The sequence below is a fragment of the Rathayibacter sp. Leaf248 genome (genome assembly GCF_920939495.1).
Classification (GTDB): Bacteria; Actinomycetota; Actinomycetes; order Actinomycetales; family Microbacteriaceae; genus Rathayibacter; species Rathayibacter caricis.
In genome coordinates this window covers 1,761,071-1,774,256 of record NZ_CAKLAV010000001.1, presented here as the reverse complement: position 1 = coordinate 1,774,256, position 13,186 = coordinate 1,761,071, and the positions used below count along the sequence as shown (strand labels likewise).

The window sequence follows — 13,186 nt, the reverse complement described above, 5'->3', positions numbered from 1 at the left end:
GCGCCGATCCCCCGGAGCGCCCGAGCGACCGTACCGTGCCGCCGCACGCCGCCGCTCGAGCAGCGCGCGGCGCGGCGGGGTGGTGCCTCCGCGCGCTCGGCGGGAGGATGGAGCAATGTCTGGGAAAGCACTTTCCGTCGAGGAGATCGTCGACGGGCGGCATCCGCTGCGCAGCGTCGTCGGCCTGCTGCGGAGGCGTCCGCGCCGCATCCTCGCCGCCGTCGCCTTCTTCGCGGTGAAGGACACCCCGCTCTGGTTCCTGCCCGTCGTCACCGCCGAGGTGATCGACATCGTCGTCGCGGGCGGGCCGAGCAGTGGACTGCTGCTGTGGTCGGTGATCGCCCTGGTGCTGCTCGCGCAGAACTACCCCAACCACGTGATGTTCGTGCGGCTGTTCATGGGCACGGTCCGCGACATGGGCGCGGATCTGCGCAAGGCCATCGCGAACCGGCTGCAGCTGCTCTCGATCGGGTTCCACGCCCGGGCGAACAGCGCGATCGTGCAGACCAAGGTGGTCCGCGACGTCGAGAACATCGAGACGATGCTGCAGCAGACCGCGAATCCGCTGCTCTCGGCGGTGATGGTGCTGATCGGAGCCGTCACGATGACGGCGCTCAACGTGCCGGCCTTCCTCCCCGTCTACGCCCTCGCGATCCCGCTGGCGGTGCTGCTGCGACGGATCCTGCAGCGGCGCAGCATGCAGCGCAACGAGCAGTTCCGCCGCGAGGTCGAGCGCTTCTCTGCGACCGTCGGAGCGATGGCCACCCTCATGCCCGTCACCCGCGCGCACGGCCTCGAGCAGACCGCGGTCCGCACCGTCGCCACCGGCGCCGAGGGGGTCCGCGAGGCCGGCTTCGAGCTCGACCTGCTCAACGGGCGCTTCGCCTCGCTGTCGTGGGTGAGCCTGCAGCTGCTCGGAGTCGGCTGCCTGGTGCTCGCCGCGTGGGTCTCGATCTCGGGATGGCTGCCCGTCACTCCGGGCCAGGTCGTGCTGCTGAGCAGCTACTTCGCGCTCCTCACCTCCTCCATGACCAACCTGCTGATGCTGCTCCCGCTCGCGGCGCGCGGCTCCGAGTCGGTCCGCTCCATCGCCGAGGTGCTCGAGGATCCCGACCTCGAGCACAACGAGGGCAAGCGCGCGGTCGGCCGGGTCGCCGGGCGCATCACTCTCGAGGGCGTCGACTTCCGCTACGGCGACGACGGAGCGGCCCTGCACGGCATCGACCTCGACCTGCGCCCGGGCGAGACGGTCGCCTTCGTCGGCGCCTCCGGATCGGGCAAATCGACCCTGCTGAACGTGGTGCTGGGCTTCCTCCGGCCCACGAAGGGCCGGATCCTGCTCGACGGGGTCGACATGGAGACGCTCGACCTCCGCACCTTCCGCCGCTCCGTCTCGGTGGTACCGCAGGAGTCGGTGCTCTTCGAGGGCACGATCCGCGACAACATCGCCTACGGCCTCGGCGACGTGTCCGACGAGCGGATGGAGGCGGCACTGCGCGACGCGAACGCGTGGGAGATCGTCGAAGCGCTGCCCGACGGCTGGGACTCCGTCGTGGGGGAGCGCGGCGCCCGCCTGTCGGGCGGCCAGCGCCAGCGGCTCTCGATCGCCCGCGCCCTCATCCGCGACCCCCGCGTGCTGCTGCTGGACGAGGCGACGAGCGCCCTCGACCCGGAGTCGGAGGCGCTGATCAAGGAGGCGCTCGGCCGGCTGACGTCGGGACGCACCACGCTGGTCGTCGCGCACCGCTTCTCGACCATCCGCTCGGCCGACCGCATCGTCGTGCTCGAGCGCGGGCGCATCTCGGAGTGGGGCTCGCACGACGAGCTGCTCGCCGTCGGCGGCCACTACGCGCGGATGCACGCGGCGCAATCGGGCTGAGCTGCTCTTGCCGGTCGTGCGCCGGATCACGTAAGCTACTCAGGTTGCGTGCATCTGCACGCGCTTGCGTGCTGCCCGTGCGGCGGAGGTTCCGACCTCCGCGACGAGCGGGCGGTATGCCGACAAGTGACCTTGGGTGGGTCGAGCGGGGCCGAGTGCCGCGTGCGCCCCACGGTAACCACACATGGAGGAAACCATGGCAGCAGTCTGCCAGGTGACCGGAGCCGTCCCCGGCTTCGGACACGCCATCTCGCACTCGCACCGGCGCACCAAGCGCCGCTTCGACCCGAACGTGCAGAAGAAGACGTACTACGTCCCCTCGCTCCGCCGTAACGTCACCCTGACGCTGTCGGCCAAGGGCATCAAGGTCATCGACGCCCGTGGCATCGAGTCCGTCGTCAAGGACATTCTCGCTCGTGGGGTGAAGATCTAATGGCAAAGCAGCAGGACGTCCGTCCCATCATCAAGCTCCGTTCGACGGCAGGCACCGGTTACACCTACGTGACCAAGAAGAACCGTCGCAACGACCCCGACCGTCTCGTGCTGAAGAAGTACGACCCCGTAGTGCGCAAGCACGTCGACTTCCGCGAGGAGCGCTAGAAATGGCCAAGAAGAGCAAGATCGCCCGCAACGAGCAGCGCAAGGTGATCGTCGACCGCTACGCCGCCAAGCGCCTGGAGCTCAAGAAGGCTCTGGTCGACCCGGCCGGCACCGACGAGTCCCGCGAGGCCGCCCGCGTCGGCCTCCAGAAGCTCCCCCGCAACGCCTCGCCGGTCCGCGTCCGCGGCCGCGACGCCGTCGACGGCCGCCCCCGCGGCAACCTGTCGAAGTTCGGCATCTCGCGTGTCCGCTTCCGCGACATGGCGCACCGCGGCGAGCTGCCCGGCATCACCAAGTCGAGCTGGTAGTCCGTACCACTGCGCTCACACCGAAGGGGCCTCGCGATCTGACGATCGCGGGGCCCCTTCGGTGTTTCCGTGCTCGGAGTGCCTTGCGGCACTCCTCGCCGCGGTCGGCTCCTCGAGGTGGTCGCGTTCCGCAGAGCGTCGTGCGTACCGCTACGGCGAATCGCTGGCACGCGATTCCCCGGTTCGCTCGACCTTGCGCGACGGGGTGCAGGTTCACAGCTCGCGTTCCGCGTCGCTCGTGCAGGTCGCGTCCCCCCGCCCGCTGCTGGTCGAGTAGCCCCGGAGGGGCGTATCGAGACCCGCCGTCGCCGGAGTTGCGGCGCCGCCGGCTTTCGTCCGGTCGGTGGGGGATCTCGATACGCCCGCTGCGCGGGCTACTCGATCAGCAAGGAGCCGTGCTTCCGTCCGGCCCGACGCAACCCGATCGATCTGTCGCGGGAGGCCGCCCCGCCCGACTCCGCGCGGCCGTTCTCGACGGATCGGCGCCGCCCGGCACGCCCGGGTAAAATCGAGCGCATGACCACCCCCAGCCTGCCCAGCGTCGCCGAGATCGCGGCGCTCATCGACCACGCGATCCTGAAGCCCGAGCTCACCCGCGCCGAGGTCGACGCGCAGCTCGACGAGGCCGCCGCCTCGGGCGTGTTCAGCGTCTGCGTCCGCCCCTCCGACATCGCGCACGCGGTGCGCCGCCTCGAGGGCTCCGGAGTCCTCGTCGGCACCGTCATCGGCTTCCCGCACGGCACCACCTCCACGGCCGCGAAGGTCGCGGAGTCGCGTCAGGCCCTGGCCGACGGCGCGAGCGAGCTCGACATGGTCGTCAACATCGGCCGCCTGCGCAGCGGCCTGCTGCAGGACGTCGAGGACGACGTCCGCGCGGTGGTCGACGCCGCCGACGGCCACGTCGTCAAGGTGATCCTCGAGACGAGCCTCCTCGACGACGGGCAGGTCGTCGCGGGCAGCGAGGCGTCCGAGCGCGCCGGCGCCGACTTCGTCAAGACCGCCACCGGCTTCGCGGGCGGCGGCGCCAACGAGCACGACCTGCGCCTCATGCGCGGCGCGGTGTCCGACGCCGTCCAGGTGAAGGCCTCCGGAGGCGTCCGCGACCTCGACACGCTGCTCGCGTACCGCGACCTCGGCGTCACCCGATTCGGCACGAGCGGATCGGCGACGATCCTCGGCGACCTGGCCGCGCGCCTCGACGGCGACGCCTCGGCCGCACGCGTCGACTCCGCCTCCTACTGACCGTGGCCCGCCGCGCCGCCGGGCCCGTCTCCCGGTGGATGGAGTACACCCGCCGTCCGCTCGAGGAGAGCGCCCGCGCCCTCAAGGAGCGGGTCTACGCGACGTTCACGGGCCTCGCGGTCGTCATGATCTACGCCGTCGACGACCACCCCGACGCGGGCCACGCCCTGCGGAGCCTCGTGATCTCGATCATCGGCATCTCGGCGGCCGGATTCACGGCCGAGGTCATCGCGCACCAGGTCACCCACGCGGCGCTCCCGTCACGGTCGGAGCTGCGCGTCATGCTCCGCATCGCGGCGGGCGCGCTCGCGTCGGCGTCGCTCCCGGTGCTCGCCCTGCTCGCGGCGGTGCTCGGCTGGATCGAGGCGACGACGGCCCTGTGGATCGGCGTCGGCGTGTACGCCGCGGTGCTCGCCGCCGTGGCGCTGATCGCGGTCGGCCGGGCGGGCCTCACCTGGCGGCAGCGCGTGATCTCGCTCGGGATCCTCCTGGGCCTGGGAGCGCTCGTCGTCGGCGTGCTCGCCCTCGCGCACTGACCCGGGCGTCGAGGCGGGCGTAGGCTCGGGAGCGATGTCGTCACGCACCCGGGTCGAGCTCGGCCGCCGCGAGGATCTGGGCGCCGACTGCGCGAACTGCTTCGGGCTCTGCTGCGTCGCCCTGGCGTTCTCGCGCTCGAGCGACTTCCCCGTCGACAAGCCGGCGGGCGACCCGTGCTCGAACCTCGACTCCGAGGACGCCTGCACGATCCACCGCCGCCTCCGCCCCGAGGGCTTCGTCGGCTGCACGGTCTTCGACTGCTTCGGCGCGGGGCAGAAGGTCTCGACGCACACGTTCGGCGGTGTCTCGTGGCGGAGCGACGCGGCCGTGCGCGAGCGGATGTTCGCCGTGTTCCCGCTCGTCCGCCGCCTCCACGAGCTGCTCTGGTACCTCGACGTCGCGCTCGAGGTCGACGCCGCTGACGGCGACGCCGTCCGCCGCCGCTTCGAGGCCGTGCACGCGCTCACGCTCGCCTCGCCGGAGGAGATCCTCGCGGCCGACGTGGACGCCGAGTTCGCCGCGTCCCGCCCGCTCCTGATCGCCGCGAGCGCGTCCGCGCGCGCCGGGGTGGGCACCGGCTCCGACCGCCGCCTCGTCCCGGGCGCCGACCTGCTCGGCGCGGACCTGCGCGGAGCGGACCTCCGCGGCACCGACCTCCGCGGAGCGCTGCTGATCGCGGCCGACCTGCGCCGCACCGACCTGCACCGCTGCGACGTGCTCGGAGTGGACCTCCGCGACGCGGACGTGTCCGGCGCCGACCTTTCGGGTGCGCTCTACCTCACCCAGGCGCAGGTCTCGAGCACGCGCGGCGACGCGGCGACCGTGCTCCCTCCGCACTTCGAGCGGCCCTCGCACTGGTCGAGCACGACCGCCCCCGACCGCCCGCGCGCGTCGGGACGACCCTCCGCGGGACCCCGCAGAACAGGACGACGCCGATGACCTCCTCCCCGATCCGCTTCGCGATCGTCGGCTCCGGCTGGCGCACCGGCTTCTTCCTCCGCCTCGCCCGCGACGTGCCGGAGTCGTTCCGGGTCACCGGGATCCACTCGCGGTCAGCGCGCCGCGACGCGGTCGCCGCCGAGTGGGGAGTGCCCGCGTTCGCGAGCATCGACGAGCTCGTCGCCCACGGCGACCCCGAGTTCGTGCTCGTCGCCGTGCCGGTCGAGGTGGCGTCCCACATCACGGCGGACCTCGTCCGTCGCGGGATCCGCGTGCTCGAGGAGACGCCTCCGGCCCTCGACGTGCCCGCGATGCGGCGGATGTGGGACGAGGTCGGCGGCTCCGACCTGGTGCAGGTGGCCGATCAGAGCCTGTTCATGCCCGCGCACTCCGCGCGCTGGAAGGCGGTGCGCTCGGGCCTCATCGGCACGCCGAACCAGGTGCAGGTCTGCTCGAACCACCTGTACCACGCGGTCTCGATCATGCGCGGGCTGCTCGGCGACCGGGGCGGGCCGACCCGCGTGAGCGCGCGCGATCTCCGCGCGCCGCTCCTGGATCCGCTGACGACGCACGGCTGGACCGACGCGACCGAGACCCAGGAGCGGACGACCACCCTGGCGACCCTCGACTTCGGCGACGGCCGCTCGGGGCTCTACGACTTCACCGACAACCAGTGGTTCACCCCGCTGCGCCACCGCCGGCTGACCGTGCGCGGCTCGCACGGCGAGATCGACGGCGACAGCGTGGTGCGGATGGCGGCGCCGCGGTCGGTCGTCGAGTCGCGGATCACCCGCCGGCAGACGGGGATCGACCACAACCTCGAGGGCTTCCACCTCGACACGATCGCGCTCGACGGCGAGGTGCTGTTCCAGAACCCGCACCCGGGCGCGCGGCAGTCCGACGAGGACATCGCCGTGGACGCGCTCGTCGGCGCGACGGGGGCCTGGGCGAGGGGCGAGGGGCCGGCGCCGTATCCGCTCGCGGACGGGCTGCAGGACCACCTGCTGGGCCTCGCGATCCGGGAGTCGGCCCAGGCGGGCGCCGATGTCGTCACCGAGCGCGAGCCCTGGGCCGACGCGCTCAGCCGTCCGTCGGTGTTCCGCTGATCCCGGTGCCGTCGGAGTCGTCGTCGGCGGGCACGCCCTCGATCACCTCGCGCTGCAGCAGGTGCGCCCCGCTCCAGCACTCGATGATGCAGCGGGGGAACGCCTCGCGATCGGGTGAGCGGAGCCACACCGTCGCGGCCTCGCGCGCCCATGCCTCGGAGGCGTAGACGCCGATGACCTCGGTGCGGTCCTCCCAGGGGGAGGCCGTCGACAGGACGAAGTGGGCGCCGGGCATGGGGCCACGCTAGCGCCCTCGCGGATCCCGTGGGGTCGTCGCGGGTCAGCCGATGGTGGCCCGGAGGCGCCCGTTCAGGGCGCTCAGGGCCGCGGCGAGCTCCTCGTGGTCGGCTCCCGCGAGCACGCCGCCGCCCTGCTCGAGGCTGCGGCGGATCAGCTCGATCTCGGCGTCGGGCAGCCGTCGGGCGGCCAGCAGGCCTTCGAGTGTCGCGAGGACCGCGACGAGGGCGACGGCGTCGTCCACGTCGAGCGGCCGGGTGCAGGCGTTCTGCATTCGATGCTCCTGTTCGCGATCCGGGTCCGGGGATCCTGTCGATGATCGTGCAGACGGACGCCCCGCCGCGAGGGGCGGGGCGTCCGGAGAGGGCAGTGTCAGTTCTTGAAGACGTCCTTGACGTCCTCGCCCGTCTTCTTCAGGTCGGCGGCCTGCTGGTCGCGGCGGCCCTCCTCGGCCTTGCGCTCGTCGCCCTGGACGTTGCCGAGGGCCTCCTTCGCCTTGCCGGCGAGGTCCTGAGCGGCGTTCTTGATCTTGTCGTCGAGTCCCATGAGGGTGTCCTTCCGTCGGTGTTCGTGTGGGGGTGCGGTGGTGCGGGGCGTCTAGGCGACGCGGGGCTCGGCCTCGGGGGCGTCGTCCTCGGGGATGTGCACGTCCTGGACGGTCACGTTGATCTCGGCGACGTCCATGCCGACGATCTCGCGGATCGCCTCGGCGACGGCGGAGCGCACGCCCTCGGCGACGCTCTGCAGCGCGGCCGGGTACTCGGCGACGATCACGACGTCGGCGGCGACCTGGCGCTCGCCGACCTCGACCTTGACGCCCTGGCCGCGGTCGTCGTTGCCGATGGCGCTGCGGAGCGCGCCGATCGCGCGGGCCGCTCCTCCGCCGAGGGCGTGGACGCCGGGGACCTGACGGGCGGCGATGCCCGCGACCTTCGCGATGACGGCGTCGTCGATGACGGTGCGTCCGACTCCGGTGCCCGTCGTGGTGGTCGCGTTGCTGTCGGCCATGATCTCCTCTTTCGCGTGGTGCCCGATCCGGTCGATCGGGGCGGTATGCGAATAGGACGCGACGACGTCCGGGAACGTCACGGTGCTCGGCGGCTCGTCCAGGGAACTGCCAGAGAAGCACCGTGAGGCCTCATCGTGCCGTCGTGCGCTCCAGGAACTCCAGGGTCCGCTCGAGCGTCACCCGCGCCTCCGGCAGATCGAAGTCGAACTGGTACTCGTGCCCCAGCTGCGCCTCGTGGCCCTCGCCCCAGAAGAGGTCGGTCACCGGCACGCCGAGCGTGCGGAGGTGCGCGGCGAACGGACGCGACTGGCGGGCCGTGAGCGGGTCGGCGTTCCCTCCGCTGAGGAAGACCGGCGGGAACCGCGGAGTGACGTGGTCGATGGTCGACATGTGCAGCCCCGCGGTCGACTCCGACCAGTTGCGCCGGCCCGTGTAGGCCCAGAGCGCCGCGCGGAACGCCCAGCCGGCGACTCCGGTCACCTTCGACACCCCGGTGAGGTCGAACACGCCGCAGTGCAGGATCAGGGCGCGCAGCGCGTCGACGGGGAGGCTGGTCACCAGCCCGGCGTCGCGGGCGTAGGAGGGGTTCGTGATCGCGGTGGCGAGCTGGCTGGCGAGCTGCGCCCCGGCGGAGTCGCCCGCCAGCACGATGCGGTCGCGGGCGATGCCCAGGCGGCCGGCGTGGCGGCGGAGGTGCTCGAGCGCGGCGAGCAGCTGGCGCGGCGCCGTCGGGTAGGCCGACTCGGGGCCGCGGCCGTAGTCGAGGCCGATCGCCGTGTAGCCGGCGGCGGCGAGCATGCGCAGGTAGGGCTCGACGTCCTGCCGGTGCCCCGAGATCCAGGCCCCGCCGTGGATCCACACCACGGTCGGCCGCGCGCCCGCGCCGGCGGAGCGGAAGACGTCGGCGGAGGTGGCGGGCGCGCCGTCGCGAGCGGGGACGATCTCGGCGACGCGGCCGACCCCCTCCGGCACGAACGGCCGCATGGTGTCGGCGGTGCGCCGCGCCTCGCGCTCGAACACGGTGCGGATCGCGAGGGCCGCCGGCCACGGCGTCGCCCCGAGCGCCGCTCCCGCTGCCGCTCCGGCCGCCGCGAGGACGCCTCCGGTGCCGACGATCGCCCCGGTGGTCGCGGCTGTGCGCCTCATGCTGGTCCCCCTCCGCTGCGACGTCCGCCCCGAGCCCCCGCTCGGTGCCGCCGCGTCGCTGCAGGAGGAAGGCTACGCACTCGATGTTTCGACCGTGCGACGCGATTCGTGCCGCAGAGCGCCGCCGTGGTGCGATGGGACGGTGACGGACGACGCGAAGGCCCCGGTGCTGCCCACCGAGCGGCGCGGTCGGCAGTACCTGCTGCTCGGCCTCATCGGAGTGATCGGCGGGGTGCTCTCGGGCGCGTTCGGAGTCGGCGGCGGCATCGTGATGGTGCCGATGCTGGTCGCGTGGGCCGGGATGGACCAGCGCCGCGCCTCCGCGACCTCGCTGCTCGCGATCGCGCCCACCTCGGTCGCCGGCGCCTTCGGCTACGCGCTGGCCGGGCAGGTCGCCTGGATCCCGGCGGCGGTCATCGCCGCGGCGGCGATGCTCGGCGCGGTTCTCGGCTCGTGGCTGCTCGCGCGGCTGCCGCTGGGCGTGCTGCGCTGGCTCTTCGTCGCCCTGCTGGTCGCGGCGGCGGTGCGGATGGCCGTGTTCGGCTCGAACGAGACCGGCGACGTGGCGGAGGGCTGGGGCGTGTGGCCCGGCTTCGTCGGGCTGGGCGCGGCGATGGGCGTCGCCTCCGGTCTCTTCGGGATCGGCGGGGGCGCGATCGCGGTGCCGGTGCTCGTGGGCGCCTTCGGACTCGCCGACCTGCTCGCCAAGGGCACCTCGCTGGCGGCGATGATCCCGACCGCGATCAGCGGTTCGATCGCCAACGCCCGCCGCGGACTGCTCGACGTGCGGGCGGGTCTGGTCGTCGGCCTGGCCGCGACCGCGTCCTCGTTCGCCGGAGTGGCCCTGTCGTTCCTCCTGCCCGCGCGACTGTCGGGGATCCTCTTCGCGGCGCTGCTCCTGCTGGCCGCGCTGCAGCTGGCGCTGAAGGCGCGGCGGCGCGCCTGATCGTCGTGCGCCCCTGCCCGATGGCGGGCCCCGCCGTCAACGCCCTTCTCGCGGTCGGCGGCGCGGCTCTAGCGTCCTGACGACGGCGGTCCGGCGGGCGGGCGCCGGGAGCGGAGGGACCCCATGGCGGTCGCGGACGGCGGACGGCGGAGCGCGGGCGGCGCACGGGGGAGCGTGGACGGCTCACAGCGGAGCGCGGACGGCGGGCAGCGGAGCGCGCCCCGGGGAGGGCCCGCGTTCTTCCGGAACGAGGCACCCGGCATCCACCGGATCGAGCACGCGTACACGAACCTGTACCTCCTCGAGGAGGGCGGCCGGATCACGGTCGTCGACGCGGGACTTCCGCGCACCTGGCTGCACCTGCTCCGCGCCCTCGAGGTGCTCGGGCGCGACGTCTCGGACATCGACGCCCTGGTGCTCACCCACACCCACTTCGACCACGTCGGCGTCGCCCGGCGCCTCGCCGAGCGGGGCGTCCCCGTGCTCCTGCACCCGGCCGATGCGCCGCTGGCCGCGCACCCGTACTCGTACCGGAGGCAGCGCACCCCGTTCGTCTACCCGCTGCGGTACCCGTCGGCGATCCCCGTGCTGGGAGCGATGGCGCGCGCCGGCGCGCTGGCCGTCCCTCCGCTGACGACCACGGTCGCCCTGCGCGCGGGCGAGACGCTCGACGTGCCGGGATCGCCGACCGTGCTCGCGACTCCGGGGCACACCGACGGCCACGTCTCGCTGCACGTCGCCGACCGCGGAGCCGTGATCGGCGGCGACGCCCTCGTGACGCTCGACCCCTACTCGGCGCGCACCGGTCCGCACCTGGTGGCGCGCGCGGCGACGGCCGACACGGACCGCTCGCTCGCGTCGCTGGACGTGCTCGCGGCGACGGGGGCGCAGACCCTGCTGCCGGGGCACGGCGAGCCGTGGCGCCTCGGAGTGGCGGCGGCCGCGACGCAGGCGCGGCGCGCGCCGATGGCCTGAGCGGTCAGCCGGCGATCAGTGCCGTGAGCCGATCGGCGGCCGCGGTCACGCTCGAGACCGCGGTGAGCGTCACCAGGCACGCGACACCCCAGAACCAGGTGCGACCGGGAGCCCGGGCGCTGCGGCGGTCGAACGCGAGCCACCAGGCGCCGACGACCGAGACGCAGGCCGCGACGACCGAGCCGAGCGCCATCCGCACGTGGTCCTCGGGGCCGGGGGACGACCACGAGTTCGTCGCGAGCAGGATCGCGAGCGGGACGACGATCACGGCCAGGACGCCGAGGAGGACGGCGTGACGGGACGAGCGCTGATCGGGTCGAGGAGGTGCTGTCGGTGCAGTGGTCATGACTCGTCCCCCGTCGTGCCGGGAGCGTCCCGGCAGGGCGACGCTACCTCGGCGGCACTGCGGCGGCACTGCGGCGGCACCGCGGAGTCACCGGAACGGGGGAGAATCGGTAGCGATGTCACCTCGAGTCGCATGAGCGCGTTCACCTACCAGGCCGCGTCGATCCCCCTCCGCCTCGCGAGTGCCGGGATGGTCGTCGCCCTCCCCGTCCTCGCCGTCGAGCGCCTCGACGACGTCGCGCTCGGCGGTCTGCTGACCGGCGCGGCGCTGTTCCCGAGCGTCGTCGCGGCGCCGCTCGTCGGCACCGTGCTCGACCGCGTGCGGCACCCGCGCCGGTTGCTGGTGGCGTCGGCCGTCGCGACGGCGGCGGCCTTCGCGCTCGCCGCGTTCCTCGGCGACGTGCCGACCCTCCTCATCGCGCTGCTCCTCGTGCTCGCCGGACTCTCGACGCCGGTCTCGATGGGCGGCATGTCGAGCTTCGTGACCAGCGCGATCCCGGATGCGCGCCGCGCCTACGCCCAGGACTCTCTCTCGTACAACGTGGCGTCGATCGGCGGGCCGGCGCTCGCCGGGCTCGCGATCGCCGTCGCCGACGCGCGCGCCGCGATGCTCCTGATGGCCGCGCTCGCCCTCGTCGGCGTGCTCGGCTCGCTGGCCCTGCGGATGGACGCCCGCCCGGCTCCCACCATCGGCGTGCGCCGCACGATCGCGGCGGGAGTGACCCACCTCGTCCGCCACCGCCCGATCGCGGTCGTCACCCTCTCGGGCACGCTGAGCCAGATCGGAGGCGGCGCGGCGGGGGTCGCGGCGATCGCGCTGTCGATCGAGCGGCTGGGCTCCACGGCCGGAGCGGCGTGGATCCTGACGGCCTTCGCGATCGGCGGACTGCTGGGCGCGGTCGCCGTGGCCGCCCGCCGCTGGACGCAGCGCCCGCCGTCGTGGGTGATGGGCGCGGGCTTCGCCGCGACCGGCGCCTCGCTCCTGCTCGCCGCTCCGGACCTGGGCATCGTCGTCGTGATCGTCGCGTTCGCGGTGGCCGGGGTGTTCACCGCCCCCGCCAACGCGGCGATGCTGATGCTGCGCGATCAGGAGAGCCCGGCGGCCGTCCGCTCGCAGGTGTTCACGATCGGTGCGGGACTGCGGGCGGCCGCCGCCGCAGTGGGCGCGACGCTCGCGGGCGCGGCCTCCGGACTCGACGCGGGCTGGCTCGTGATCGGGATCGCGGCGATCTGGATCGTCTCGGGAGCGCTGCTCCGGGCCTTCCCGCGGCCCGGCACCGGCTCCTCGCCGCAGGACGTCAGCTGAGAAGGGGGTCTCTCCGCTGATAGCCGAGAGACCCCCTCGTCAGCCGAGGTTCTGCGCGCGGATCAGGCCGCGACGCCCGCGAGGCTGCCCGTGGTGAGGCCCTCGGGGTCGGTGATCAGGCAGTTGATCGTGCGGTCCCCGCCGCCCCAGCTCTCCGCGGTGGGGTAGTAGTAGCTGAAGTCGTACTTCGACTCCTGGTAGGTCAGGCCGACGAAGGCGTCGTACGCGGCGACGCACTCGTCCTCGGCCTGCTGCGTGGTCGCCTCCTCGCCGGGGTACTCGTCGGCCTCGGCCATCGTGACGTTCTGGAAGACCTCGTAGCTGTGCGGCTCGGTGCACGGCACGGTCGGCACGTCGGTGACCTCCGTGGCCTCCTCGGTGAGCTCGTCGTTCAGGCAGTCGCCGACGCGGAGCTGGAACACGTCGGTGGTGCCGCCCTCGGTGATCTCGCCCGACTCCTCGTCGCGGGTCTCCCCGCCGGCGAGGCTGTTCAGGCCGGAGCAGCCGCCCAGGCCGAGCGCGATTGCCGCTGCCGCGACCAGGACGAGGGAGGAACGACGGCGGTTCATGGAGGACTCCTGGTTCTGCGAGGACGGATCGCGTCCACGGGA

Annotated in this window: 18 protein-coding genes; 11 read left to right on the top strand and 7 right to left on the bottom strand. The window is 73.4% G+C overall.

Going from position 1 to position 13,186, the window contains the following annotated elements:
• The first annotated feature begins 115 nt into the window (after nucleotides 1-115).
• The 8 genes from LRG51_RS08735 (at nucleotide 116) to LRG51_RS08700 (ending at nucleotide 6,611) form a co-directional block, all read left to right on the top strand.
• Nucleotides 116-1,879, top strand: coding sequence for an ABC transporter ATP-binding protein (locus LRG51_RS08735; RefSeq protein WP_230672220.1), 1,764 nt, complete (start codon nucleotides 116-118; stop codon nucleotides 1,877-1,879).
• A 196-nt stretch (nucleotides 1,880-2,075) separates the two neighbouring features.
• Complete coding sequence (rpmB, locus tag LRG51_RS08730) at nucleotides 2,076-2,312, top strand: 50S ribosomal protein L28 (RefSeq protein ID WP_055786157.1); 237 nt, start codon at nucleotides 2,076-2,078, stop codon at nucleotides 2,310-2,312.
• Nucleotides 2,312-2,479 carry a 50S ribosomal protein L33 gene (rpmG, locus tag LRG51_RS08725; RefSeq protein WP_027692168.1) on the top strand — a complete coding sequence of 56 codons (168 nt, stop codon included), beginning with the start codon at nucleotides 2,312-2,314 and terminating at the stop codon, nucleotides 2,477-2,479. The genes rpmB and rpmG overlap by 1 nt, the downstream gene beginning before the upstream one ends.
• 2 nt (nucleotides 2,480-2,481) lie before the next feature.
• A complete protein-coding gene (gene rpsN, locus LRG51_RS08720) occupies nucleotides 2,482-2,787 on the top strand; it encodes a 30S ribosomal protein S14 (protein WP_055786161.1) in 306 nt (101 codons plus the stop codon).
• A 516-nt stretch (nucleotides 2,788-3,303) separates the two neighbouring features.
• Nucleotides 3,304-4,029 carry a deoxyribose-phosphate aldolase gene (gene deoC / locus LRG51_RS08715; protein WP_230672218.1) on the top strand — a complete coding sequence of 242 codons (726 nt, stop codon included), beginning with the start codon at nucleotides 3,304-3,306 and terminating at the stop codon, nucleotides 4,027-4,029.
• 2 nt (nucleotides 4,030-4,031) lie between these two features.
• Complete coding sequence (locus LRG51_RS08710) at nucleotides 4,032-4,565, top strand: hypothetical protein (protein ID WP_230672216.1); 534 nt, start codon at nucleotides 4,032-4,034, stop codon at nucleotides 4,563-4,565.
• Between the two features lie 34 nt (nucleotides 4,566-4,599).
• Complete coding sequence (locus LRG51_RS08705) at nucleotides 4,600-5,505, top strand: pentapeptide repeat-containing protein (RefSeq protein ID WP_230672214.1); 906 nt, start codon at nucleotides 4,600-4,602, stop codon at nucleotides 5,503-5,505.
• Complete coding sequence (locus tag LRG51_RS08700) at nucleotides 5,502-6,611, top strand: Gfo/Idh/MocA family protein (protein WP_230672212.1); 1,110 nt, start codon at nucleotides 5,502-5,504, stop codon at nucleotides 6,609-6,611. Before LRG51_RS08705 ends, LRG51_RS08700 begins: the two co-directional genes overlap by 4 nt.
• On the opposite strand, the gene LRG51_RS08695 is transcribed toward LRG51_RS08700, so the two are convergent.
• The 5 genes from LRG51_RS08695 to LRG51_RS08675 all read right to left on the bottom strand — a co-directional run bounded on the left by LRG51_RS08695 (nucleotide 6,586) and on the right by LRG51_RS08675 (nucleotide 9,003).
• On the bottom strand, nucleotides 6,586-6,846 hold the full coding sequence (locus LRG51_RS08695) for a hypothetical protein (RefSeq protein ID WP_055786173.1): 261 nt from the start codon (nucleotides 6,844-6,846) through the stop codon (nucleotides 6,586-6,588). The genes LRG51_RS08700 and LRG51_RS08695 overlap by 26 nt on opposite strands.
• Nucleotides 6,847-6,891: 45 nt before the next feature.
• Complete coding sequence (locus tag LRG51_RS08690) at nucleotides 6,892-7,122, bottom strand: hypothetical protein (protein WP_055786176.1); 231 nt, start codon at nucleotides 7,120-7,122, stop codon at nucleotides 6,892-6,894.
• A 98-nt stretch (nucleotides 7,123-7,220) separates the two neighbouring features.
• Nucleotides 7,221-7,394 (bottom strand): CsbD family protein, encoded by a 174-nt coding sequence (locus tag LRG51_RS08685; protein WP_055786180.1) that lies wholly within the window; start codon nucleotides 7,392-7,394, stop codon nucleotides 7,221-7,223.
• A 51-nt stretch (nucleotides 7,395-7,445) separates the two neighbouring features.
• The gene (locus tag LRG51_RS08680; RefSeq protein WP_055788833.1) at nucleotides 7,446-7,856 is read right to left on the bottom strand and encodes an Asp23/Gls24 family envelope stress response protein; all 411 of its coding nucleotides are present in this window, start codon (nucleotides 7,854-7,856) and stop codon (nucleotides 7,446-7,448) included.
• 130 nt (nucleotides 7,857-7,986) lie between these two features.
• Complete coding sequence (locus LRG51_RS08675) at nucleotides 7,987-9,003, bottom strand: alpha/beta hydrolase (protein ID WP_230672210.1); 1,017 nt, start codon at nucleotides 9,001-9,003, stop codon at nucleotides 7,987-7,989.
• Between LRG51_RS08675 and LRG51_RS08670 the strand changes: the two genes are divergently transcribed.
• Nucleotides 8,885-9,949, top strand: coding sequence for a sulfite exporter TauE/SafE family protein (locus tag LRG51_RS08670; RefSeq protein ID WP_230673110.1), 1,065 nt, complete (start codon nucleotides 8,885-8,887; stop codon nucleotides 9,947-9,949). The genes LRG51_RS08675 and LRG51_RS08670 overlap by 119 nt on opposite strands.
• Nucleotides 9,950-10,123: 174 nt before the next feature.
• A complete protein-coding gene (locus LRG51_RS08665; protein WP_230672208.1) occupies nucleotides 10,124-10,924 on the top strand; it encodes an MBL fold metallo-hydrolase in 801 nt (266 codons plus the stop codon).
• Between the two features lie 4 nt (nucleotides 10,925-10,928).
• Here the strand turns inward: LRG51_RS08665 and LRG51_RS08660 are convergent, their stop codons facing one another.
• The gene (locus LRG51_RS08660; RefSeq protein WP_230672206.1) at nucleotides 10,929-11,270 is read right to left on the bottom strand and encodes a hypothetical protein; all 342 of its coding nucleotides are present in this window, start codon (nucleotides 11,268-11,270) and stop codon (nucleotides 10,929-10,931) included.
• A 132-nt stretch (nucleotides 11,271-11,402) separates the two neighbouring features.
• On the opposite strand from LRG51_RS08660, the gene LRG51_RS08655 reads away from it, so the two are divergent.
• Nucleotides 11,403-12,575, top strand: a complete 1,173-nt coding sequence (locus LRG51_RS08655; RefSeq protein WP_230672205.1) for an MFS transporter — start codon at nucleotides 11,403-11,405, stop codon at nucleotides 12,573-12,575.
• A gap of 62 nt (nucleotides 12,576-12,637) precedes the next feature.
• Here LRG51_RS08655 and LRG51_RS08650 read toward each other — a convergent pair whose 3' ends face one another.
• Complete coding sequence (locus LRG51_RS08650; RefSeq protein WP_230672202.1) at nucleotides 12,638-13,144, bottom strand: septum formation family protein; 507 nt, start codon at nucleotides 13,142-13,144, stop codon at nucleotides 12,638-12,640.
• Nucleotides 13,145-13,186 lie beyond the last annotated feature (42 nt).